Consider the following 21,716-nt stretch of genomic DNA (forward strand, 5'->3'; position numbering starts at 1 on the left):
AAGACCACAGTGTTGCTGAACAGTTTGGTGTTTGGGGCGAGAAAAAATTTATGGGCAAAGTGTACGATGGTCTGCACCGTATTAGCTTTCTAATTGATGAAGAAGGTCAGATTGAACACGTCTTCAACAAGTTCAAAACCAAGACTCACCACGAAGTGGTTTTAGATTACTTCAACCCAGAAGCTTAATGTCGATTTTAGTGAGTTGATTCTCTAAATTCGCACCTAGCGAATCTTAATACGCTACTCACTACTAAGCCAAATGCCAAAAGGCCGAATATCATGGATATTCGGCCTTTTTAATACTTACTCAACTGTATTGATCTTCAATTACGATTGATGCTCAGGGTCATCGTCGAGAGCATGACTCGGTAAAGCATTCCAAACCGCTTTCACCAGCGTAGCAAGCGGGATAGCAAAGAACACGCCCCAGAATCCCCACAGTCCGCCAAACACCAACACCGCTACAATAATCGCTACGGGGTGCAGATTCACTGCTTCAGAGAACAAAACCGGAACGAGCACGTTGCCATCTAGCGCTTGGATAATACCGTAAGCCAATAACAGCCAGTAAAACTGAGGCTCTAATCCCCACTGGAACAGGCCAACAATCGCAACTGGAACGGTCACAGCCGCCGCACCGATGTAAGGAATCAATACCGAGAAACCAACCGCAACAGCCAGCAGTGCTGAATAACGTAAATCCAGAATCGCAAAGGTTACGTAGCTGACACCACCGACGATCAAAATCTCGAGCACCTTACCGCGAATGTAATTTGAGATTTGTTGGTTCATCTCAACCCAAACCTTGGTCGCTAGACGACGGTTCTTAGGCAGAACACCACTAGCCATACTGATCATCTCTTCTTTGTCTTTCAAAAGGAAGAAAATCAGCAGCGGTACAAGAATCAGGTAAACCGCAAGCGTCGCCAAACTAACAAGAGAAGCTAAAGAGCCCTTCACAACGCTTTCGCCAAAGCCTAATGCTTTGTTTTTCGCATTAGACACAATCGATTCAACGATCTGCAGGTTTGCTAGTTCAGGGTAACGCTCAGGAATGGTTGCGATGAACTTCTGTAAGCCACCATACATGCTTGGAATATCATTGATAAGGTTACCTACCTGTTCCCAAATCGTTGGTACTAGACCAAACAGCGCAAGTAACATCACGCTAAAGAACATTAAAATCACCAACATCACTGATGGGGTTCTTGGAACACCGAGTCTTTGAAGTTGAGTAACCGGCCACTCAAGCAGATAAGCCAAAACAATAGCCACCAAAAGTGGGGCAATGAGGTGACCAAAGAAGTAGATCGTTATAAAGCCGAAAAGAATGATGGCAACCAAGCTGACAGCATGGGGATCAGAGAAACGTCGTTTATACCAACGATTGACCATTTCAAGCATTTGACTGCAATTCCTTTTTAGTGACGAGGAGATGATGGTAATTAGAGCAAACCTCTACGATGACGTCATAGGCTTGCTTAGACAAAAAAGTAACAATATCTTTCATCGAGCTGTTATCAGAGACATAAATTGACAATGATTGCCCTACTTCTAACTTTACACTGTGACGCTTGGCTAATAATAGTGCCATTGGACAGCGCTCTTGGCGTAAATCTAGAATATTAGGTGTCATTCTTTAGCTCGATGCTTATTATAAGGGTCGTATTGTAATCTGTTTTTGAAAACGCGCCATCATTCATTCATCTTCCTTCATGATAGCGCACGCACTTGGTAAAGGTTAAATCAGATAGAGAACCAATTTGCATTGCACTTGTCTTACTGTCAGAAGAAACGGAGTATTACTGACTAATATGTTTAAACGCGCTCGCTCAATTGCTTGCTTATGCATCGCAGCTACATTAAGCACTCCAACGTTGGCAAATACCAATGGTTTGGAGCTACCCGATATCGGCACCGCGGCTGGCGGCACACTCACTATCGACCAAGAACTTATCTATGGTGATGCCTACATGCGCATCATCAGAAGCAGCCAGCCTATTGTAAACGACCCGGTTCTAAACCAATACATTGACACGCTTGGCCATCGCCTTGTCGCGAACGCAAATGATGTAAAGACACCTTTTCAGTTCTTTATGATCCGTGACCGAAACATCAACGCTTTTGCTTTTTTTGGTGGTTATGTTGCTTTGCACTCAGGTTTGTTCTTGCATGCACAGTCTGAAAGTGAACTCGCTTCCGTATTGGCGCACGAAATCGCGCATGTTACCCAGCGTCACTTAGCACGTAGTATGGAAGATCAAGCTCGCCGCTCTCCTGCAACCATCGCAGCATTGGCCGCTTCTGTATTATTAGCGATTGCAGCACCAGAAGCCGGTATCGCAGCTATCACTGCAACAACTGCTGGTAACATGCAAAGCCAAATAAACTACACCCGAAGTAATGAAAAAGAAGCCGACCGCTTTGGCATCAACACGCTTGCAAAAGCAGGGTTCGATGTAAACGCTATGCCACGTTTCTTTGGCCGCTTAGCTGATGAATACCGCTATGCAAGCACACCGCCACCAATGCTATTAACTCACCCGTTGCCTGAAGACCGAATCACAGATTCACGCGCCCGTGCTCGCAGCTATACACCACTAAAACTGGCTCCGTCACTGGATTATCATTTAGCAAGAGCCCGGATTGTTGCACGCTATGCAGGTATTAATAATGATGCAGCTCTTGATTGGTTTGAGCGAAAGCTGAAGAAAGCCCCCAAAGCCTTGGTTCCATCATTAGAGTATGGACAAGCACTGGTTTACCTAGATTCAAAAAAACTAGATAAAGCAGAACCGATTCTGACCAAGCTGATGAATAGCGACCCAACCAACTTGTTCTATCTGGATGCTATTTCAGATCTGCACATTGAACAGAAAAAGCCTGAGATTGCGATTAAAGAACTTAAGTCAGCACTTGAGCGTCAACCAAACAACTCAGTTCTAACCATAAACTACGCCAATGCACTGATCGAAAATGAAGACCTACAGGAAGCCGTTCGCGTGTTGCAACGTTACACGCACGATAACCCGAACGACACCAATGGGTGGTACCTGCTTTCAAAGGCAAATACAAACCTTGGCAACAGCGATGAAGAATTGTCTGCTAGGGCAGAGATTTTGGCACTGCAAGCCAACTGGAACAAAGCGATTCAGTACTACACGCAGGCGAGCCAAATAGCAGAACTAGGCAGCCTAAAACAAGCACGTTATGACGCTCGAATTGATCAACTAATGATACAGCGCGAACGCTTCTTATCGTTGCAATAAGTATAATGACTGGTAGCGAAGCTCGTTGCCAAAATACAAAGAAAGCTCAACGTTACACAATAAGAAGCCACTCAGTTGGCTTCGGCTGAACTATTAAATCAAAAATAATAATGAGGAAGAACCATGTCTGTCGTGATTTATCATAACCCACGCTGCTCAAAGAGCCGTCAAACTCTCGAACTGCTTGAAGCAAACGGCGTACAACCAGAGGTGATCAAATACCTAGATGCGCCTTTGACTGTTGAACAGCTGAAAGTGCTTTTCACTCAGCTTGGTTTTGAGAGTGTTCGCGACATGATGCGTACCAAAGAAGCGGATTACAAAGAAGCGAACCTTGGTGACGCATCAGTGACTGATGAAGATCTTTTCGCTGCAATGGCAACGAATCCAAAACTGTTTGAACGTCCAGTGGTTGTCGCGAACAACAAAGCAAAAATTGGTCGTCCACCAGAACAAGTACTAGAGATTCTGTAATCCAATATGAGCATCAACATTCTTGTTCTCTACTATAGTCGACACGGCAACACCCAAGCGCTAGCAAGGCAAATCGCTCGAGGGGTGGAATCCATCCCGAACTGCGAAGCCATGCTAAGAACGGTGAACAACGTGTATACGGTAGAAGAGCAGCCGGATTCGCGCTATCAACCAACAGATCCTATTGCGACCTTACAAGATCTCCGTTCTTGCGATGGTTTAGCACTCGGCAGCCCAGTATGGTTTGGCAATATGGCTGGGCCAATGAAGCACTTTTGGGATAGCACAACATCGTTATGGATTAATGGCGATCTCATCGATAAACCAGCTTGTGTATTTACTTCCTCTTCATCACTACATGGTGGTCAAGAGACGACACAGCAAAGCATGATGCTGCCTCTACTTCATCATGGCATGTTAGTCGTGGGCATCCCCTATTCAGAACCTGCGCTGCACACCACTCAAACCGGTGGCACACCTTACGGTGCAAGCAGCACTGGAGAGAGCGCTTCATTAAGCAAAGAAGAAATTGAGTTGGCGAAAAACCTAGGCAAACGCGTAGCGCGCATCGCTATTAACCAGAAGGGAATGCCTCAATGATGTATATGTCAGAGAGACCGATGTCTCCCAAAACCAAGCTATTTCGCTACCTTGCTTTAACGGGCAATTTGTCGCTTTTATTCTGGGTGGTTGCTTGGCAGATGACACTTTCACCGCACCCTCACCTCAGTAATGTAACACTGGCGATTGCTTGGGCTATACCGCTGTTACTACCATTACCGGGAATATTATCGGGCAAGCCTTATACGCATGCTTGGGCGAATTTCGTCTTAATGCTCTACTTCCTACACGCGTTAACTATTATGTATGTAGACGGTGGAGAGCGCTTGTTAGCCGCTGTAGAACTGCTTTTGACGACTCTAGGCTTCGCAGGCAATATATTATTTACCCGTTTTAGAGCCAAAGAGTTAGGCATCAAGTTGAAGCGCCTTTCCGAAGTAGAAAAGAAAGAGAAAGCTAAGTTCGAACAATAATATTGGTTCGATGCTCTAGATCTGACATGACAACAGATAAACAAAAAGCCCTGCGAGATTTCTCTTGCAGGGCTTTTTTCGTGATTTCATATCAATCTGTCATGTCGGTAGACGATTACGAGCGAACCCATTCGTATACTAAGCTTGGCTTAGCGTGCACTGGCGCTGTGACTGGTAGCGCTTCCTCATCAGATTCACCTAGCGTCACCTCAGTTGTATTTGTTAGCTCAGCACCTGTAGATAACTCACTGCCTTTCATCACTTGAACGCTTGGGGTAGTTTCATTGCCCATCGCATTAGTAACAACAGCAGAGTCATCGCCTACAGACATAATGTTATCTTGCGCTTCAAATTCTGGGCTCACTTCAGGTTCGATATAAGACTCTTCAACCTTCGCGACTTGGCGAATGCTTTCAACTTCTTGTTCAAACTCTTGTTGGGTCGATAACAAATGAATTCGGAACGTCACTTCATTGTTTTGAATTTGTAGAATATCTAAGCTTGCCACCGAGTTTAGACGCTTCAGTGCATTCTCCAATTGGAAGAAGTCTTGCGCGTTATTCAGGCTGATAAACTGCGTTAAGATTGATTCCGAAGATTCACTCGCCACCGTTACTGCACTCTTACTCGCGTAGTAGTTACTGATTTGGTCAACAAGCTTCTTAGAAGTCGTCGCGCTGTTGCCCGATACCGAACCACTCACAGGCGATGTTGGCGCGCTCGTCAGTTGGTTTGGTTTTTGATCATACAAAGTCCAGCGTAATCCAGAAGACTGTGCCTTAATCACCAAAACAGCATCAACAGGGTAACGTTGACTCGCGTTGCTAATCGGTGTGACAAAGCTGCCCCACAAATCCGAGGTGGCCACTCCCGTAACATCATCAAAATCACCAACAGGAAACATCAAAGGCAAACCGCGCTCTTTTGCATTGGCTTGTAAGCCTACAGCTAACAGTGAGTTGGAGTGTTCCCAGACAATGTTCTTGTCGTAGTTACTCTCTTCTACCAGCCAAACAAGAATATTTGAGCGAGTATCAGGCCAGTACGGTAATTGCGCTTGAGTCAGTAGTGAACGAATTTGAGCACCATTAAAACGCATGCGCAATGTTGATTGGTCATTGCTTTCGCCAAAACTCATTTGAGACATGTACTGCGCACTCTTACGCATCGCCTTTTGAATAGTTTCATTCGACGCGACATCAGTTTGGCCAGTCGCACGTATCAATACCTGCTCCATGCCAGTATTTCTTGCCACTTGTTCTGGTTGTTTGTCTTCAGCGTTAATCGCAACTTCAGCACTAAAGATATCTACTTGAGTTAAGGCATAACTCGGAGAGGCTAATAGTCCCATCAACAACAATGCTATGTAGCGCATATTGATCCTAATATTCAAAGCTTGTGCCTTGATGATAAGCAACTATGGATTGAGGGGCAAGGTCGTTAGCCCCCACTGTGTTTAATAACCATAAAATATCACCTGACCATGATAAATCGTTCACTTGTAAACTGAATTTTTCTTATTTTGATAGAGATAAACATAACTAATATAAATAAATTTGATCTATCTGACATAGCAACCGATTGCCAAGTGATAGAATCCCGCGAATTTTATTTTTCGCTTTTCATATAACGACCATTTTTAAGGACATAACATGAAAAATGCTCTGCAAGGTGCGCAAATGCTATTTGTCGCTTTTGGTGCACTTGTACTGGTGCCCCTGCTGACAGGCCTTGATCCCAACGTAGCGCTCTTTGGTGCAGGTATCGGTACCCTTTTATTCCAACTTATTACACGCCGTTCAGTACCTATTTTCCTTGCGTCTTCTTTTGCATTCATCGCACCTATCATGTTTGGCATTCAAACTTGGGGTGTAGGTGCAACTATGGGCGGCCTTATGGCGGCAGGTGTTGTGTATGTATTAATGGGTGCCTTAATTAAGGTACGTGGTGTAGCCTTTATCCACAAACTGCTTCCCCCAGTCGTAGTTGGCCCTGTAATCATGGTGATCGGCTTAGGTCTTGCTCCTGTTGCGGTAAACATGGCGCTAGGTAAAACAGGCGATGGTGCGGTTCAGCTTATCGATGCAGACGCAGCGTTATGGATTTCTTCTATCTCATTACTGGTAACGATTGTCATCAGTGTTTTCTCGAAAGGCTTTCTTAAGCTGCTGCCGATCTTCGGCGGTATTGTGGCTGGTTATGTAACGAGCTTAGTATACGGTGTCGTTGATTTTACCCCTGTCGCTCAGGCCGCTTGGTTAGCTCTACCTAACTTCACAGCGCCAGAGTTCAACATCAACGCTATCTTCTTTATGGTATTTGTAGCAATTGCACCTGCTGTTGAACACGTAGGCGACATGCTTGCTATTTCGAATGTAACCGGTAAAGACTACCTTAAAAAGCCAGGTTTACACCGCACAATAACTGGTGACGGCGTGGCAACGATTGCAGCTTCTATGTTGGGCGCTCCACCAAATACAACCTACAGTGAAGTAACGGGGGCTGTAATGCTGACCAAAGCATTCAACCCAGTGATCATGACTTGGGCAGCAGTAACAGCGATTGTTCTAGCATTAGTAGGTAAGCTAGGCGCTCTATTACAAACAATCCCAGTTCCTGTGATGGGCGGCATCATGATTCTACTGTTTGGTTCAATCGCAACGGTAGGCTTGAATACTTTAATTCAGAACAAAGTCGACCTACACAAATCACGTAACCTTGTGATTGTCGGCATTACTTTAGTCTTCGGTATTGGCGGCATGGCATTTGGCATCGGCGACTTTAGCCTGCAAGGCGTAAGCTTATGCGGTATCGTTGCTATTCTACTGAACCTAGTCCTTCCTGAAGAGCTAGGCGACAACACCGTAGTAGATAAAGCTCAAATCGACTAACTGCAAGTCAACAAACTGTAGAGGCTTGTAATCCTCAATTAAGAGCATCACAAGCTAGCAAGATCAAAAAAGGGAGAGCATCGAATGCTCTCCCTTTTTATTAATACGGCTAATTCAGCGAGTTAAGAAACGGTTTAGCGTAACTTAAGCTGAAACCGAATTACTTAGTACCGAAGATCTTATCACCAGCATCGCCAAGACCAGGAACAATGTAGCCCTTGTCGTTTAGCTTCTCATCGATTGCAGCAGTGTAAAGCTCAACATCTGGGTGCGCTTTTTCTAGTGCAGCGATACCTTCAGGGGCAGCAACAAGTACCAGTACTTTAAATACTTTACAGCCTTGCTCTTTTAGAAGGTCAAGAGTTGCAATCATAGAACCGCCAGTTGCTAACATTGGATCAACCACTAGAGCAATACGCTCATCAATGTTAGATGCTAGCTTGTTGAAGTATGGTACAGGCTCTAATGTTTCTTCGTCACGGTAGATACCCACGACACTGATTCGAGCACTTGGCATATGCTCTAAAACACCATCCATCATGCCTAGACCTGCACGTAGGATTGGCACTACTGTTACCTTTTTACCTTTAATTTGGTCAACTTCTACTGGGCCGTTCCAACCATCAATAGTTACCCGTTCAGTTTCAAAGTCTGATGTCGCTTCGTATGTTAGAAGGCTACCCACTTCTGTCGCTAGCTCACGAAAACGCTTAGTACTAATGTCACCTTCACGCATCAGGCCAATTTTATGTTTTACTAGCGGGTGTTTCACTTCAACAACTTTCATTTCCAACTCCGGCAATATTTAAACAAACCTGTAGATTATACACGAACTGTGGGGTTATTTCAGAATCTTTATTCTAATAAAAAAAACCGCGCAAACGTTTGCTCTTCGTAATCAAGCCCTGTTAGAATAGCGCCGTTTTCACATCCAACTTAAGTTCGAGGACTATCCCGTGAGTGGTAATACTTCTTCTCTAAGCTACAAAGACGCTGGTGTTGATATCGACGCAGGTAATGCACTAGTAGACCGTATTAAAGGTGCTGTTAAACGCACTCGTCGCCCTGAAGTAATGGGCGGTATTGGTGGCTTTGGCGCCCTATGTGAACTTCCAACGAAATACAAAGAGCCGGTACTTGTTTCAGGTACTGATGGTGTTGGTACTAAACTTCGCCTTGCTTTGGATCTGAAAAAACACGACACCATTGGTATCGACCTAGTGGCAATGTGTGTGAACGACTTAATCGTTCAAGGTGGTGAGCCGCTATTCTTCCTAGACTACTACGCAACAGGTAAGCTAGATGTAGATACAGCAGCAGATGTTGTTTCTGGTATTGCTGAAGGCTGTGTTCAAGCAGGTTGTGCACTCATCGGCGGTGAAACTGCTGAAATGCCAGGTATGTACGAAGGCGACGACTACGATGTAGCCGGCTTCTGTGTTGGTGTTGTAGAAAAAGCTGACATCATCGACGGTACTAAAGTAGCTGCAGGCGACGCACTTATCGCTGTTGGCTCAAGTGGTCCACACTCAAATGGTTACTCTTTGATTCGTAAAGTTCTAGAAGTTTCTGGTGCTGATAAGAGTGAAGAGCTAGAAGGTCGCACTATCGGTGAACACCTACTAGAACCGACTAAGATTTACATCAAATCGGCACTTAAGATGATTGCAGAGCATGACATTCATGCTATCTCGCACATCACAGGTGGTGGTTTCTGGGAAAACATCCCACGCGTACTTCCTGAAGGTACTAAAGCAGTGATTGATGGCAAGAGCTGGGAATGGCCTGCTATCTTCAACTGGCTACAAGAGAAAGGTAACGTGGAGACATTTGAAATGTACCGCACTTTCAACTGTGGTGTAGGCCTAGTTGTTGCTCTACCTAAAGATCAAGCAGACGCAGCTGTTGAACTGCTGAAAGCCGAAGGCGAAAACGCTTGGGTTATCGGTGAGATCGCAAACGCTGAAGCTGGCGAAGAGCAAGTTGAAATTAAATAAGTGACACGTTCGCTTACTTAGTTAATCAATGAGGACCTTATGGTCCTCATTTTGCTATTAAGCCCACAGAAAACCTTAGTTTATGTAGGTACATTGTAAACAGTTCAGTTAATCAATCGCATGACCCACTCTATGAAAAACAGCCATTCTATGAATAACAGTCACTCTAAGAAAAACATCGTCGTTTTAGTTTCAGGAAGCGGAAGTAACTTGCAAGCAATTTTGGACGCCTGCGAGAGCAATATGATTGATGCTTCAGTTAAAGCTGTCTTCTCAAATAAAGCAGAAGCTTTTGGTTTAGAGCGAGCGAAAACCGCGGGTGTTGACGCACATTCTGTGAACCCAAAAAACTATGGTTCACGTGAAGAGTTCGATCATGAATTGATGATTCAGATCGATGCTTACCAACCCGATTTAATCGTACTTGCGGGATACATGCGTATCTTGAGTTCAGAATTTGTTCGTCACTATGCCGGTAAAATGGTCAACATCCACCCTTCCCTGTTACCTAAATACCCAGGCCTACACACCCACCAGCGTGCCATTGATGCACAAGACAAAGAGCACGGTACAAGCGTCCACTTTGTTACCGAAGAACTTGATGGTGGCCCTGTAATCTTGCAAGCCAAGGTGCCGGTATTTGAAGATGATGATGCTGACATGTTAACAAGCCGAGTACTGACTCAAGAGCACTGTATTTACCCGATGGTTTGTAAATGGTTTGCTGAAGATCGTTTATCGATGGTAAACGGGAAGGCTGTCTTAGACGGTGAAACATTAGGTACACACGGTTACGCAGAAGAGTAATTAATAAGGTTGTTCTCCCAGAGTAAATCACGGAAGAATAAGCCTTAAAAAACAGAAAACAAAAAGGCCGCCCACTGACTTATTAGTACAGTAAGCGGCCTTTTTTAATCAGGACAAATAATAGTATCGACTAGATTAGCTCAATGGTTCAGTAGGCGCTTGGCTTGCCACCTTCTTCGGAGCATAAGCGACATCTTCCAACGCTTGGTGGTTGTTGCCAATTAACTCTCCAAAATGAAACAGCGCGTATTCACCCGGCTTCATTCTAAACCACTCTTCATTGTCTGTTAGAGGCTGAGTTGCGACGACGGTTACCACATCATTAGGCGTGGTCTCTTCTTGGAAGTTAATCTCAACATCTTCATCAATCAGGCTCGCGTTACCAAAAGGAGCTCGTCTTGTTATCCAGTATAAATGGTTCGTACAGTAGTTCATCACGTACTCACCGTCACTGAGCAACATATTGAAAACACCTTTCTCTCGTAACTGGTCACAGCACTCAGCGACAAAGCGAAACATACCTTCCATATCTTGAGGAGGTTCAGGAAAACGGTCTTCAAGTTGTTTCAACAACCAGCAGAAAGAGAGTTCGCTGTCCGTCTCACCGACAGGTCTGAATCGACCACTAATCAGATCATCATAATCCGTTAGTTGACCATTGTGAGCAAAGGTCCAGTATCGTCCCCAAAGCTCACGAGTGAAAGGGTGAGTATTTTCTAGATTAACGCCACCGCGGTTAGCTTGACGGATATGACTGACAACAGCTTGGCTCTTAATTGGGTAGTTTTGAACCAGCTCAGCGATCTTTGATTCACAACTAGGATTAGGGTCTTTAAATGTACGAAAACCCTTCCCCTCATAGAAAGTAATACCCCAGCCATCACGATGTGGACCAGTGTTGCCTCCACGCTGCATAAGGCCAGTAAAGCTAAAACAAATATCAGTTGGCACATTCGCGCTCATACCGAGCAATTCACACATGGTTTAATCTACTCCCTATTTAAACCAATGGAGCCACAAACCTAGGCTCCAAATGTCTGTAAAACTATTATTCCATTTCTTTTTCAACAAGCTGAATCACAATGTGGATGATCTTAATGTGGATCTCTTGGATGCGATCAGCGTAGCCAAAGTGTGGGACTCGGATTTCGATATCAGCACAACCTGCCATTTTACCGCCATCTTTACCGGTCAGCGCAATGGTTTTCATCCCTTTAGCTTGAGCAGCTTCAATCGCTTTTAGGATGTTGCCAGAGTTACCTGAAGTCGACAAACCAAACAACACATCGCCTTTACGACCCACGGCTTCTACATAACGAGAAAATACGTGGTCGTAACCAAAGTCGTTACTCACGCAAGACAGATGACTCGGATCTGAAATCGCAATACCAGCAAAACCTGGGCGATTTTCACGGTATCGGCCTGTTAGCTCTTCCGCGAAATGCATTGCATCACAGTGTGAACCACCGTTACCACAAGAAAGCACTTTGCCTTCTTGCTTGAATGAATCTGCAATCATTTTTGCAGCAGCTTCAATTTGAGCAATGTTATGGTCATCACTCAAGAACTTGTTCAGAACGTCAGCAGCTTCGTTCAATTCACTTTTGATTAGGTCTTGGTACATTTGGCTTATCTCTTATGTTTTTTGACGCAACTTAAAGTGCGTGAAATGAGAATTGAGGGTTTTCCCCTCTTTATAACTGAGTTTACCCACAAACATGAAATAGTGTCGACACTTAAGCCCAAAGATTGCCATCTTAATTAACCTCTCACTGTCGATCCGTCCAAATATTCACCACCAACCTCTCACAATTAGAACTTTAACTCTATTGAGATCACTTTTTATCCACTTTGGAGTTTTACAAATATTTAATATTTTGTTTACACTTGACTGGTTAGACCTCTTACCTAAACTTAATAACAATAAGTGATCTCTGAAAAGGAAATCGATCATGAACATATTGCTCTCCCTACTCGGCATGACAGCCATCTTAAGCGTCTGTCTTTACCATAGAGTTAGTCTGGTCCGTGCGTTAATTGTGTTAACCGGCGCAATGGTAGCATTAACCCTGTTTGGCAGCGTGGCAGTCACTGGTTGGCTTTGTTATCTATTGGCCATTGCAATCTTTGCTGTACCAGCAATTCGCCAGACCCTGATTAGCCAAAAAGCACTTTCTTTGTTTAAGAAGGTTCTACCAGCAATGTCTCAGACGGAAAAAGAGGCATTAGAAGCAGGCACTGTATGGTGGGAAGCAGAGCTGTTCAAAGGCAAGCCTGAGTGGAAGAAGCTTCAAAACATTGCGGATCCGAAACTTTCTGAGGCGGAACAAGCGTTTTTAGATGGCCCAGTCAATACAGTGTGTGAAATGGTCAATGATTACCAAGTAACACATGAGCTTGCTGATTTACCACCAGAAGTTTGGCAGTACCTAAAAGACCATAAATTCTTCGCCATGATCATCAAGAAAAAATACGGCGGTTTAGAATTTTCAGCTTACGCTCAGTCGTTAGTTCTACAGAAGCTAACGGGTGTTTCTAGCGTATTATCCTCAACCGTTGGCGTCCCTAATTCGTTAGGTCCCGGTGAGCTATTGCAACACTATGGTACAGAAGAACAAAGAAACCACTACCTACCTCGCCTAGCCGAAGGTAAAGAGATCCCTTGTTTTGCCTTAACTAGCCCAGAAGCCGGCTCAGACGCTGGCTCAATCCCAGATTACGGCGTGGTGTGTAAAGGTCAATGGCAAGGCGAAGAAGTATTGGGCATGCGCCTAACTTGGAACAAACGTTACATCACTCTAGCGCCTGTCGCGACAGTTTTAGGCTTAGCCTTTAAACTGAGAGATCCAGAAGGTCTGCTTGGTGACAAGCAAGATCTTGGCATCACCTGTGCCCTTATCCCTACCGATTTAAAAGGCGTAGAGATTGGTAACCGTCACTTCCCACTCAACGTGCCTTTCCAAAATGGTCCGACTCAAGGTGATGACATCTTCGTACCTATCGATTTCATCATCGGCGGCCAGAAAATGGCAGGACAAGGCTGGCGTATGTTGGTTGAATGTCTGTCGGTTGGTCGTGGTATCACACTGCCTTCAAACTCAACCGGTGGTATTAAGTCTGCAGCATTAGCAACCGGTGCTTACGCTCGTATTCGTCGTCAATTCAAACAACCCATTGGTCGTATGGAAGGGGTTGAAGAGCCACTGGCACGTCTAGCAGGTAACGCCTATGTAATGGATGCAGCAAGTAATCTAACGGTTGCGGGTATCGATCTTGGTGAAAAGCCTTCGGTTATCTCAGCAATCGTGAAGTACCACTGTACTCACCGTGGCCAACGCAGCATCATCGATGCGATGGATATCGTCGGCGGTAAAGGCATTTGCTTAGGCCCATCGAACTTCCTCGCTCGTGGTTATCAAGGCTCACCAATTGCAATTACGGTTGAAGGCGCAAACATCCTGACTCGTTCAATGATCATCTATGGTCAAGGCGCGATTCGCTGCCACCCTTATGTTCTGAACGAAATGGAAGCGGCTTATTCGGAAAGCAGCGATGCACTTGATAAGTTTGATTCAGCATTAGCAGGACACGTTAGCTTCACTATGAGTAACCTAGTCCGCAGCTTGTGGTTTGGTTTAACCGACGGTCGTGGTTCAGATGCTCCAACACCATCCAATAAAACGGATAAGCAGACACAGCGTTACTACCAACAGCTGAACCGCTACAGTGCTAACCTAGCGCTACTGTCTGATATTTCAATGGCTGTATTAGGCGGTTCACTGAAACGCAGAGAGCGCCTATCAGCAAGACTGGGGGATATCCTGAGTCAACTCTACCTAGGTTCAGCAACACTCAAGCGCTTTGAAAGCGAAGGTAGCCATGCTGAAGATCTCCCATTAGTCCATTGGGGTATGCAAGACAGCTTGCGTCAAACTGAAGTCGCGATTGATGAGTTCTTGGCGAACTTCCCTAACCCTGTGATTGGTCGACTACTTCGCGTTGTGTTAATGCCATTTGGCCGTATCCGTCGTGCACCAAACGACAAGCTGGATAGCCAAGTCGCGCACATCCTACAAACACCAAGCGAAACACGCTCTCGTATCGGCCGTGGCCAATACTTGGAAGCAACGGAATACAACCCTGTAGGCAAGATTGAAAAAGCGCTAGAAGTGATTCTTCAAGCTGAACCTCTGTTTGATAAGGTTTGTAAAGAAACACATCAAAAACGTGCTTTCTTACGACTCGACCTTGTCGCTCAGCTGGGACTTGAGAAAGGTATCTTAACGCAAGAAGAAGCAAATCTTCTGATTAGCGCTGAGGAACATAGACTGTACACAATTAACGTTGATGACTTCTCACCAGAGGAGCTTGCAGCAAAGACTCAGTACCCAGAACAATCGATTGATAACGTCGCTTAAGGTCAGAGACAGAAACAAAAACGGGACTCCTATGAGTCCCGTTTTTTTATTCATCACTTCATTGTCACAAATTTTAATGCTTACTCTCTCGAGGTTTGTTGTCCCGAGGTTTACTCACTCAAGACAACAACCTCAAGACAACTCTAGGAATGCAGACGAGTTACTTAGGTGCCTTGAGCTGCATCTCGGGTAACGCTCTCTTCTTCGCTGTGATTTTACGTATTACAAACCAAATCAGTAAGCCCAATAAAATCGCAGCCACATTCCCTACCGCTATAATCATTATGCTGCGCTGCCTGTCATCTTCTCTTTTTTGAAGAATCATTAATTTTTCAGCAATACGCTTCTGCTCAGCAAGAGCTTCCTCTTGAAGACGTCGAGATTCTGCTAGGTCTATCTCTTGAACAACGCTGTACGACTGCTCGGTAATCGGGAAGATCAGTGGACGCTGGCTTGACGCATCGGTGGCATAAACCATCCCCGACCAAGTGTAAATTCCCAAATCATCATTATAAGGCAACGATAAAGATACTTTCATCGCATCAGCTTCTGCTTGCCCTTGCTTATACATCACATACCCATCAGGAGCTTTATACTCAATATGAGCTGCTAAAGAACTTGGTGCAATCATACCTGGCTCGCCAGATGCCACGACGGTATGAGATAAGCCTTCTTTGCGAGACTGAATGAAGGTGGTGGTGATTGGCGTTGGGTAGACCAAGACTTCTTGCTCTTGCGCTCGCAGGAACACACCATTACCAGAAGTAATTCGAGCTCGATATTTACCAGGCTCAATGTCCATTGGCAACGATACCGTGAATACACCATCTCCAGCTTTTTCGTCAAGATCAACGCCATCATCGGCAAATTCCCCCATGACAACCGGAATTGGCCGCGCTTCTCTCACTAAGGACTCTTCGTTTTCGACGAACTTAGTGAATGTTACTTTAAGCTTCACACGGTCAAGAAAGTCACGCAGCACAAGCGGCTTGCCATCGGATGTCAAACGAGCGGTAAATTTAATGTGTTCGGTTTGGTACAACTTGTCTGGAAATTCATTGGCGTCTAAAACCAGATGAGATAAAAGTTTGATATTATTTTTAGGTGAGACTTTACCTACCGCTTGCCAGGGACCCGGCATCGGATTGTCGATAGAGATAATATCCATTGACGATTCTTGGTACCAACGGACATTATCAGCATGACGCAAAGCGTGATACTTCTTGCCATCAGGACGAACCAAGACGACGGGTTTAGAATTATCGGCTCGATAGATTACAAAAGTAACTTGCTCGATACTGGGATCAACTCGAAAGCGATTATCCAATAAACTCATTACAGATTCTGTTGCTGCGTGTAAGCCAAAGCTCAACAGCAATAAACAACCGGTAGCCAATACCCTTAACATACTTTCTCCCTACTGACGCCAGAGGCAGCTTCCGCTTTTCTCGACGAGGTCTAAACGACTTTGATGCGCTTCTACTTCATCGGCCGTAGCTCGCAAAACCTTTAGGGATTTTCGACCACTTTCTGCTCTTCGTATGCTTTCGCCTTCGCCTTCTTGTTGGCCAGCGTTAAATTGCAGCGAAGTTTGCCCACCTGTCATCAATAAGTAGACGTCAGCTAGAATCTCCGCATCGAGCAATGCGCCGTGAAGAGTACGGTGTGAGTTATCAATACCATAACGGTCACATAAGATATCTAGATTGTTTCTTTTCCCTGGGAATATCTTCTTCGCCATCGCCAAGGTATCGGTAACTTTACAGTAGTCATCCGTTTTACCTATCGCAGGGTTAAGTTTCTCAAACTCATAATCCATAAAGCCCGTATCGAAGGGCGCGTTATGAGCCACCAGCTCCGCACCTTTAATAAAGTCGAGAAACTCTTTATGTATGTCTTGGTATTCTGGTTTATCAATCAAGAATTCATCGGTAATACCGTGAACGCCAATTGCCTCTTCTTGAATCGCACGATCGGGCTTGATATAGACGTGAAAGTGACGCCCAGTCAGCCTACGGTTGATGATCTCTACTGCACCAATTTCAACGATGCGATGTCCCATATAGTGGGGGCCACCCTCTGTATTCATACCGGTGGTTTCGGTATCGAGTACAACGATGCGTTTGTTTTCATTCGAACTGTTTTTTTCGTTCGTGCTTTGTTCTGGAGTGCTACTGGTATTCATAAGGATAACTGTGTCAGACTATGCCGATAATGTGCTTGAGGTAATAGTATCAAATCATGACGAAACAAGTTGAAATTTTCACTGATGGTTCTTGTTTAGGCAACCCAGGTCCTGGCGGCTACGGCATCGTACTTCGCTACAAAAAAGTCGAGAAGACGTTAGCCGAAGGTTTCACCTTAACCACCAATAACCGCATGGAAATGCTCGCCGCTGTTGTGGCTCTCCAAGCCCTCAAAGAGCCTTGCTCTGTCATTCTGACCACAGATAGCCAATACGTACGTCAAGGTATCACCCAGTGGATTCACAACTGGAAAAAGCGTGATTGGAAAACAGCCGATAAAAAGCCCGTTAAAAACGCAGACCTGTGGCAAAGACTCGACAAAGAGACGGCGCGCCATAGCGTTGATTGGCGCTGGGTTAAGGGGCACGCGGGGCACCGAGAAAATGAAATGTGTGATGATTTAGCTCGAAGTGCAGCTGAAAACCCGACCCAAGAAGATACGGGCTATCAACCAAGCTAATCACCTTTGTAAATGAGATGTAGATTTCAGAAACAGATTTATAGTTTCTGAAACTGATAGATAGATGAAAAGCCGACTATGAGTCGGCTTTTTCTGTTTTTAACGGATACGAAGTTTTAGCGGAGTCCAAGGTGCGACGCGTATTGGTTCTAAAACTGGCTCCTACAGGAGAGAAGCGTCGCTTAAGGTGCCAATGTGGCTTGATAGGCTTAAGTGGATAAGTACGTTTACGAGCAACAATAAAGTATTGGCTACCAGCGAACGATGCACAGCTGCCTAAGCTGTTCTCCAACCACGTCCACATCGCTTGGTATTTACTCATCGGGAACAGCGCGTAGGTGTCACAATGAATCACTTCATAATTAAGTACACCTAGCCAATCTTTAATTCGGTTTGGCGTATACATACGCCCACTCCATGGCAAGCTGTTCTTTCGCCAAGGCATCAAACTGGCAAGCCCAGTCACACTAAAAGGGTTAAAGCCGGTGATGATAATATAGCCATCATCCATCATTACTCGGTCGACTTCTCTCAATAGCCGGTGTGGGTCGTTGCTATAATCTAACTGATGACTCAGCACCACAACATCAAAGCTTTTCTCTAAAAAGGGTAAATTATAACCATCTGCTATCACATTATGTAATGGGTTCTGGATATCTAGGTTTACTTGATGTTGAATGTTGCATGTGCAGCTAGAAATCTCACTGCTGAGGCCACCGAGTTTGAGCATATGGTAACCAAATAGTTTTGGGCACCACTCATCGAGTCGAGTTTGAATAGATTCTCTCAACCAGTCCCCATTGTGCAATTGTGCCCAAGTATAAGGACGCTCAAACTTCTTTCTGCTACGTGCTGGCTTCATCAATAATCTGTCTCACTTATTCTGTCTCACTAAAAGTGACTGGAGAACCAATAATGTTACATATCAAAAGCATACCTGCATTTAACGACAATTACATCTGGCTGATTCAAAATAGCGATCGCCGTTGTGCTGTCGTCGACCCTGGTGATGCAGCTCCAGTATTAGAGTACTTAGCACACCATGAGCTAACTTTAGATGCAATCTTGATTACGCACCACCACCACGATCACATTGGTGGCGTGCCAGAGCTGGTAAGACAATTCCCTGGCGTGGATGTCGTTGGCCCCAAAAATGAACCTATCCCGACCTTAACGCATCCCGTTGATGACGGTGACCAATTAGAGCTGTTTGGCGAAGTATTCCTCGTGCTAGGGCTCAGTGGGCACACCGCTGGGCACATTGGTTATGTTGGTGATGCCAAACTGTTTTGTGGCGATGTACTGTTTTCAGCTGGTTGTGGGCGAATCATGGAAGGCACACCACAGCAGATGTTTGATGCATTGAACAAGATCACAGCACTCCCACAAGAAACCGAGGTTTACTGTGCTCATGAATACACGGCAGCCAATATCGCTTTTGCACTGGCTGTTGAGCCTGACAACCAACATTTGCAACAATACCGCGACCAAGTGAATCGGCTTCGAGCCCAAAATAAGTCGACCATCCCCACAAATTTAAGACAAGAAAAGTTTGTTAACCCCTTCTTACGCTACACAGAACCAAGTGTAGTGAAATCAGTATCTAATCGTACTGAGCAGACCGATCCTTTATCGGTTTTTACCGCTTTACGTGCGTGGAAGAACGAATTTTAACAAATACAGGCTTGTCACTCATAGGGAGTGGCAAGTATTATCATCGGCCGTTTATTAAAAAGGCTGTAACATGCGAGTTAAGTACAGCTGGGCTTTGGTACTACTACTTTCTGGTTGCCAATTAACTCAGTCAGAGAATCCAGACCAAGCTTCCGAGCAAACCAACACCTCCCCTACTAAAGAAGTTTCTCAAGCGAACGTTTCATCGGGAGCGATCCAAGAACAACCAAAAGTTGAAACACCCGTCGTTACTCCACAAACACAGCAAGATGTTTGGAAACGTATTGCGATGCAACTTGAAATGGAAGTGCCGGACCAAAAGAAAGTCGACTACTACCGCACTTGGTACCTCAAGCACCCTGGTCATCTAAAAACTGTATCAAAACGCGCTGAACCTTTCCTTTATTTGATCACAACTAAGATTGAAGAAAGAGACTTGCCTTTGGAGCTGGCCCTGTTGCCCGTCGTTGAAAGCTCGTTTGATGCATTTGCTTATTCTCACGGTAGCGCTGCTGGACTATGGCAGTTCATTTCGGGTACTGGCAAAGCTTACGGACTAGAACAAAACTTCTGGTACGATGGCCGCCGTGACGTAGCCGCTTCAACCGACGCTGCATTGGATTTCTTAACCGACCTGAACAAACGTTTTGATGGGAACTGGCAACACGCAATCGCTGCCTACAACAGTGGCGGTGGTCGTGTGAACAGCGCAATCCGTAAGAACAAGAAGCTGGGTAAGCCAATCGACTTCTTCTCTCTAGACTTACCAAAAGAGACCAGCAGCTATGTACCTAAGCTACTTGCACTGGCCGACGTGATTGCCAACCAAGAAAAGTATGGCATCGATATCCCTGCGATCCCGAACAAGGCAGTACTGACTCTGGTTAACCCAAATGAACAACTTGATTTAGCCATTGCCGCAAGCTACGCCGACATTCCTGTCAAAGAGCTGCAAGGCTACAACCCGGCTTATAACCAGTGGGCAACGGCACCAGAGAAACACCAACAATTATTGCTTCCTCTAAGCTCTGTTGAGAAGTTCAACAAAGAAGTGGCAGCCAATAAAGGCAAAGGCATGAAGTTGGTGCGCTATAAAGTGCAATCTGGCGATAGCATCAGCGTACTGGCGAGTAAATACAACACCACCAGCAAAATGATCCGCTCTGCAAACGGTTTGAGCAACAATAATATTCGTGTTGGTCAGCACCTATTTATTCCAACATCAACCAAAGACGATAAGACATACGCACTAAGCGCTTCAAATCGCCTAGCAAGCACACAGTCAAAGAGTCGTGGTCAATATAAGCTTAGCCATACCGTAAAAAGTGGTGATAGCCTATGGACGATTGCGCGCGCAAATAAGGTATCTCACCAATCACTGGCTAAGTGGAATGGCATGGGACCACGTGACACTCTTAGAATTGGTCAAGAACTGGTCATTTGGAAGAATAGTTCAGACGGTGCCATCATCCGAACTGTCTTTTATAACGTAAGATCAGGTGACACAGTCAGCGGTATTGCATCAAAGTTCAAAGTAAAAAGCGCAGATGTTGTAAAATGGAACGCTTTGCAGAACAAGAAATACCTACAGCCAGGACAAAAACTGAAGCTGTATGTTGATGTAACTAAGGTAAGTGTATGAACCCGTCAAGTAACCCACTCGTCATGCTGTTGGATATATTCCGTTCACCAACAGCGTGTTTCTTAGCGCTTTATCAACGAAGTGCTTGGGGATGGCAACCCTACGTCGTATTAATGCTCAGCCCATTCTTATTTTGGGGAGCCTATTTTTCGAATGTAGATTTTGCATGGTTAAGCGCTGAGTTGTCACAGCAACTGGCTCAAACAAACCCTGACCAATTGGCGTTACTTGACAGTAATACTCTACTCGCGAGTGAAATCATCAGTGATGTATTCGGCCGTACGTTAACCATCATTCTGTTGGCATTTTGGTTTAACTTAGCAACAAAGCCAAGCCAACACCAACATAGCTTTTGGCGATGGTTTGCAGCCGCATCGGTAGTGATATTCCCTGCCGTTCTAGGCGATGTAGCAAGCTACGCAAGCCTGATACTCAAGCACGGGCATGTGATGAGCTACGCGGCCGACTTGAACAGCTTAAACGGCTTAATCAAGTTGCCACTAACCAATGATTGGTCGCAATTTGCCAGCTCATTACCACTCTTGTTGCCTTGGTACATTGTATTGGGTTATGCAGCAGTATTAACTTGGACGGAGTTTGAGCGTGGTCAGGCACTGGTCATCTCTGGTTTGCCATGGGTTGGCTATTACCTAATCTGGGCTCTCTACATTTTAATCTTTTAAGCTGAATAGATAAAAACAAGGCTAGCGAAAATTCACTAGCCTATTTATTCCCCTGCTTATTACCCAAAGTAACCACAGTGTGAATGGTGAATAGCTAAGATCCAATGACTAATAGGCTA

21 protein-coding genes and 1 pseudogene are annotated in these 21,716 nt (G+C 45.0%); 13 read left to right on the plus strand and 9 right to left on the minus strand.

Features of this window, described 5'->3' with window-relative positions; all coding sequences use genetic code 11:
- A pseudogene (locus AB4232_RS04255) lies at nt 1–188 on the plus strand (thioredoxin-dependent thiol peroxidase); the annotation flags it as partial.
- Between the two features lie 141 nt (nt 189–329).
- Here AB4232_RS04255 and AB4232_RS04260 read toward each other — a convergent pair.
- Together AB4232_RS04260 and AB4232_RS04265 are read right to left on the minus strand one after the other, a co-directional pair.
- Nucleotides 330–1,406 carry an AI-2E family transporter gene (locus AB4232_RS04260; RefSeq protein WP_009847379.1) on the minus strand — a complete coding sequence of 359 codons (1,077 nt, stop codon included), beginning with the start codon at nt 1,404–1,406 and terminating at the stop codon, nt 330–332.
- A complete protein-coding gene (locus AB4232_RS04265) occupies nt 1,399–1,638 on the minus strand; it encodes a sulfurtransferase TusA family protein (RefSeq protein ID WP_012604576.1) in 240 nt (79 codons plus the stop codon). The genes AB4232_RS04260 and AB4232_RS04265 overlap by 8 nt, the downstream gene beginning before the upstream one ends.
- A gap of 178 nt (nt 1,639–1,816) precedes the next feature.
- Here AB4232_RS04265 and AB4232_RS04270 point away from each other — a divergent pair, with 178 nt between their 5' ends.
- From AB4232_RS04270 to AB4232_RS04285, 4 genes are all read left to right on the plus strand, one after another.
- The gene (locus tag AB4232_RS04270; protein WP_009847382.1) at nt 1,817–3,271 is read left to right on the plus strand and encodes a M48 family metallopeptidase; all 1,455 of its coding nucleotides are present in this window, start codon (nt 1,817–1,819) and stop codon (nt 3,269–3,271) included.
- Between the two features lie 123 nt (nt 3,272–3,394).
- Nucleotides 3,395–3,745, plus strand: coding sequence for an arsenate reductase (glutaredoxin) (gene arsC, locus AB4232_RS04275; protein WP_009847383.1), 351 nt, complete (start codon nt 3,395–3,397; stop codon nt 3,743–3,745).
- A 6-nt stretch (nt 3,746–3,751) separates the two neighbouring features.
- Complete coding sequence (gene wrbA / locus AB4232_RS04280) at nt 3,752–4,345, plus strand: NAD(P)H:quinone oxidoreductase (protein WP_009847384.1); 594 nt, start codon at nt 3,752–3,754, stop codon at nt 4,343–4,345.
- The gene (locus tag AB4232_RS04285; protein ID WP_009847385.1) at nt 4,342–4,779 is read left to right on the plus strand and encodes a DUF2069 domain-containing protein; all 438 of its coding nucleotides are present in this window, start codon (nt 4,342–4,344) and stop codon (nt 4,777–4,779) included. The genes wrbA and AB4232_RS04285 overlap by 4 nt, the downstream gene beginning before the upstream one ends.
- Nucleotides 4,780–4,894: 115 nt before the next feature.
- On the opposite strand, the gene AB4232_RS04290 is transcribed toward AB4232_RS04285, so the two are convergent.
- Entirely contained in the window at nt 4,895–6,154 is a 1,260-nt protein-coding gene (locus AB4232_RS04290) for a DUF2066 domain-containing protein (protein WP_372086361.1), read from the minus strand.
- 277 nt (nt 6,155–6,431) lie between these two features.
- Between AB4232_RS04290 and AB4232_RS04295 the strand changes: the two genes are divergently transcribed.
- Nucleotides 6,432–7,670 (plus strand): uracil-xanthine permease family protein, encoded by a 1,239-nt coding sequence (locus tag AB4232_RS04295; protein WP_004734317.1) that lies wholly within the window; start codon nt 6,432–6,434, stop codon nt 7,668–7,670.
- A 160-nt stretch (nt 7,671–7,830) separates the two neighbouring features.
- Here the strand turns inward: AB4232_RS04295 and upp are convergent, their stop codons facing one another.
- Nucleotides 7,831–8,457 (minus strand): uracil phosphoribosyltransferase, encoded by a 627-nt coding sequence (gene upp / locus AB4232_RS04300; RefSeq protein WP_009847387.1) that lies wholly within the window; start codon nt 8,455–8,457, stop codon nt 7,831–7,833.
- 169 nt (nt 8,458–8,626) lie between these two features.
- Here upp and purM point away from each other — a divergent pair, with 169 nt between their 5' ends.
- Together purM and purN are read left to right on the plus strand one after the other, a co-directional pair.
- The gene (gene purM / locus AB4232_RS04305) at nt 8,627–9,667 is read left to right on the plus strand and encodes a phosphoribosylformylglycinamidine cyclo-ligase (protein ID WP_008222945.1); all 1,041 of its coding nucleotides are present in this window, start codon (nt 8,627–8,629) and stop codon (nt 9,665–9,667) included.
- A 120-nt stretch (nt 9,668–9,787) separates the two neighbouring features.
- Complete coding sequence (gene purN, locus AB4232_RS04310; protein WP_372086363.1) at nt 9,788–10,474, plus strand: phosphoribosylglycinamide formyltransferase; 687 nt, start codon at nt 9,788–9,790, stop codon at nt 10,472–10,474.
- A gap of 135 nt (nt 10,475–10,609) precedes the next feature.
- On the opposite strand, the gene AB4232_RS04315 is transcribed toward purN, so the two are convergent.
- A complete protein-coding gene (locus AB4232_RS04315) occupies nt 10,610–11,455 on the minus strand; it encodes a class II glutamine amidotransferase (protein WP_009847389.1) in 846 nt (281 codons plus the stop codon).
- Nucleotides 11,456–11,522: 67 nt separating this feature from the next.
- A complete protein-coding gene (gene lpcA, locus AB4232_RS04320) occupies nt 11,523–12,098 on the minus strand; it encodes a D-sedoheptulose 7-phosphate isomerase (protein ID WP_009847390.1) in 576 nt (191 codons plus the stop codon).
- Between the two features lie 328 nt (nt 12,099–12,426).
- Here lpcA and fadE point away from each other — a divergent pair, with 328 nt between their 5' ends.
- The gene (gene fadE, locus AB4232_RS04325) at nt 12,427–14,892 is read left to right on the plus strand and encodes an acyl-CoA dehydrogenase FadE (protein ID WP_372086365.1); all 2,466 of its coding nucleotides are present in this window, start codon (nt 12,427–12,429) and stop codon (nt 14,890–14,892) included.
- A gap of 160 nt (nt 14,893–15,052) precedes the next feature.
- Here the strand turns inward: fadE and AB4232_RS04330 are convergent, their stop codons facing one another.
- Entirely contained in the window at nt 15,053–16,300 is a 1,248-nt protein-coding gene (locus tag AB4232_RS04330) for a TIGR03503 family protein (RefSeq protein WP_135384116.1), read from the minus strand.
- 9 nt (nt 16,301–16,309) lie between these two features.
- Nucleotides 16,310–17,077 (minus strand): DNA polymerase III subunit epsilon, encoded by a 768-nt coding sequence (gene dnaQ, locus AB4232_RS04335; protein ID WP_009847393.1) that lies wholly within the window; start codon nt 17,075–17,077, stop codon nt 16,310–16,312.
- Nucleotides 17,078–17,133: 56 nt separating this feature from the next.
- On the opposite strand from dnaQ, the gene rnhA reads away from it, so the two are divergent.
- A complete protein-coding gene (gene rnhA / locus AB4232_RS04340; protein ID WP_009847394.1) occupies nt 17,134–17,598 on the plus strand; it encodes a ribonuclease HI in 465 nt (154 codons plus the stop codon).
- A 76-nt stretch (nt 17,599–17,674) separates the two neighbouring features.
- Here rnhA and AB4232_RS04345 read toward each other — a convergent pair whose 3' ends face one another.
- Nucleotides 17,675–18,460, minus strand: a complete 786-nt coding sequence (locus AB4232_RS04345) for a class I SAM-dependent methyltransferase (RefSeq protein ID WP_122046034.1) — start codon at nt 18,458–18,460, stop codon at nt 17,675–17,677.
- A gap of 53 nt (nt 18,461–18,513) precedes the next feature.
- Between AB4232_RS04345 and gloB the strand changes: the two genes are divergently transcribed.
- The 3 genes from gloB to AB4232_RS04360 all read left to right on the plus strand — a co-directional run bounded on the left by gloB (nt 18,514) and on the right by AB4232_RS04360 (nt 21,597).
- Nucleotides 18,514–19,272: a hydroxyacylglutathione hydrolase gene (gene gloB, locus AB4232_RS04350; protein WP_009847396.1), complete on the plus strand. Its 759-nt coding sequence runs from the start codon at nt 18,514–18,516 to the stop codon at nt 19,270–19,272.
- Between the two features lie 70 nt (nt 19,273–19,342).
- Nucleotides 19,343–20,914 (plus strand): LysM peptidoglycan-binding domain-containing protein, encoded by a 1,572-nt coding sequence (locus AB4232_RS04355; RefSeq protein ID WP_372086368.1) that lies wholly within the window; start codon nt 19,343–19,345, stop codon nt 20,912–20,914.
- Entirely contained in the window at nt 20,911–21,597 is a 687-nt protein-coding gene (locus AB4232_RS04360) for a YIP1 family protein (RefSeq protein ID WP_009847398.1), read from the plus strand. Before AB4232_RS04355 ends, AB4232_RS04360 begins: the two co-directional genes overlap by 4 nt.
- The last annotated feature ends 119 nt before the right edge of the window (nt 21,598–21,716 follow it).

The organism is Vibrio sp. 10N.286.46.A8 (assembly GCF_041470165.1).
GTDB lineage: Bacteria > Pseudomonadota > Gammaproteobacteria > Enterobacterales > Vibrionaceae > Vibrio > Vibrio tasmaniensis_A.

Excerpts from the sequence above, each read along its gene's own strand:
- AB4232_RS04260 (WP_009847379.1), bottom strand. The coding sequence starts at position 1,406 with ATGCTTGAAATGGTCAATCGTTGGTATAAACGACGTTTCTCTGATCCC.
- AB4232_RS04265 (WP_012604576.1), bottom strand. The coding sequence starts at position 1,638 with ATGACACCTAATATTCTAGATTTACGCCAAGAGCGCTGTCCAATGGCA.
- AB4232_RS04270 (WP_009847382.1), top strand. The coding sequence starts at position 1,817 with ATGTTTAAACGCGCTCGCTCAATTGCTTGCTTATGCATCGCAGCTACA.
- arsC (WP_009847383.1), top strand. The coding sequence starts at position 3,395 with ATGTCTGTCGTGATTTATCATAACCCACGCTGCTCAAAGAGCCGTCAA.
- wrbA (WP_009847384.1), top strand. The coding sequence starts at position 3,752 with ATGAGCATCAACATTCTTGTTCTCTACTATAGTCGACACGGCAACACC.
- AB4232_RS04285 (WP_009847385.1), top strand. The coding sequence starts at position 4,342 with ATGATGTATATGTCAGAGAGACCGATGTCTCCCAAAACCAAGCTATTT.
- AB4232_RS04290 (WP_372086361.1), bottom strand. The coding sequence starts at position 6,154 with ATGCGCTACATAGCATTGTTGTTGATGGGACTATTAGCCTCTCCGAGT.
- AB4232_RS04295 (WP_004734317.1), top strand. The coding sequence starts at position 6,432 with ATGAAAAATGCTCTGCAAGGTGCGCAAATGCTATTTGTCGCTTTTGGT.
- upp (WP_009847387.1), bottom strand. The coding sequence starts at position 8,457 with ATGAAAGTTGTTGAAGTGAAACACCCGCTAGTAAAACATAAAATTGGC.
- purN (WP_372086363.1), top strand. The coding sequence starts at position 9,788 with ATGACCCACTCTATGAAAAACAGCCATTCTATGAATAACAGTCACTCT.
- AB4232_RS04315 (WP_009847389.1), bottom strand. The coding sequence starts at position 11,455 with ATGTGTGAATTGCTCGGTATGAGCGCGAATGTGCCAACTGATATTTGT.
- lpcA (WP_009847390.1), bottom strand. The coding sequence starts at position 12,098 with ATGTACCAAGACCTAATCAAAAGTGAATTGAACGAAGCTGCTGACGTT.
- fadE (WP_372086365.1), top strand. The coding sequence starts at position 12,427 with ATGAACATATTGCTCTCCCTACTCGGCATGACAGCCATCTTAAGCGTC.
- AB4232_RS04330 (WP_135384116.1), bottom strand. The coding sequence starts at position 16,300 with ATGTTAAGGGTATTGGCTACCGGTTGTTTATTGCTGTTGAGCTTTGGC.
- dnaQ (WP_009847393.1), bottom strand. The coding sequence starts at position 17,077 with ATGAATACCAGTAGCACTCCAGAACAAAGCACGAACGAAAAAAACAGT.
- rnhA (WP_009847394.1), top strand. The coding sequence starts at position 17,134 with ATGACGAAACAAGTTGAAATTTTCACTGATGGTTCTTGTTTAGGCAAC.
- AB4232_RS04345 (WP_122046034.1), bottom strand. The coding sequence starts at position 18,460 with ATGAAGCCAGCACGTAGCAGAAAGAAGTTTGAGCGTCCTTATACTTGG.
- gloB (WP_009847396.1), top strand. The coding sequence starts at position 18,514 with ATGTTACATATCAAAAGCATACCTGCATTTAACGACAATTACATCTGG.
- AB4232_RS04355 (WP_372086368.1), top strand. The coding sequence starts at position 19,343 with ATGCGAGTTAAGTACAGCTGGGCTTTGGTACTACTACTTTCTGGTTGC.
- AB4232_RS04360 (WP_009847398.1), top strand. The coding sequence starts at position 20,911 with ATGAACCCGTCAAGTAACCCACTCGTCATGCTGTTGGATATATTCCGT.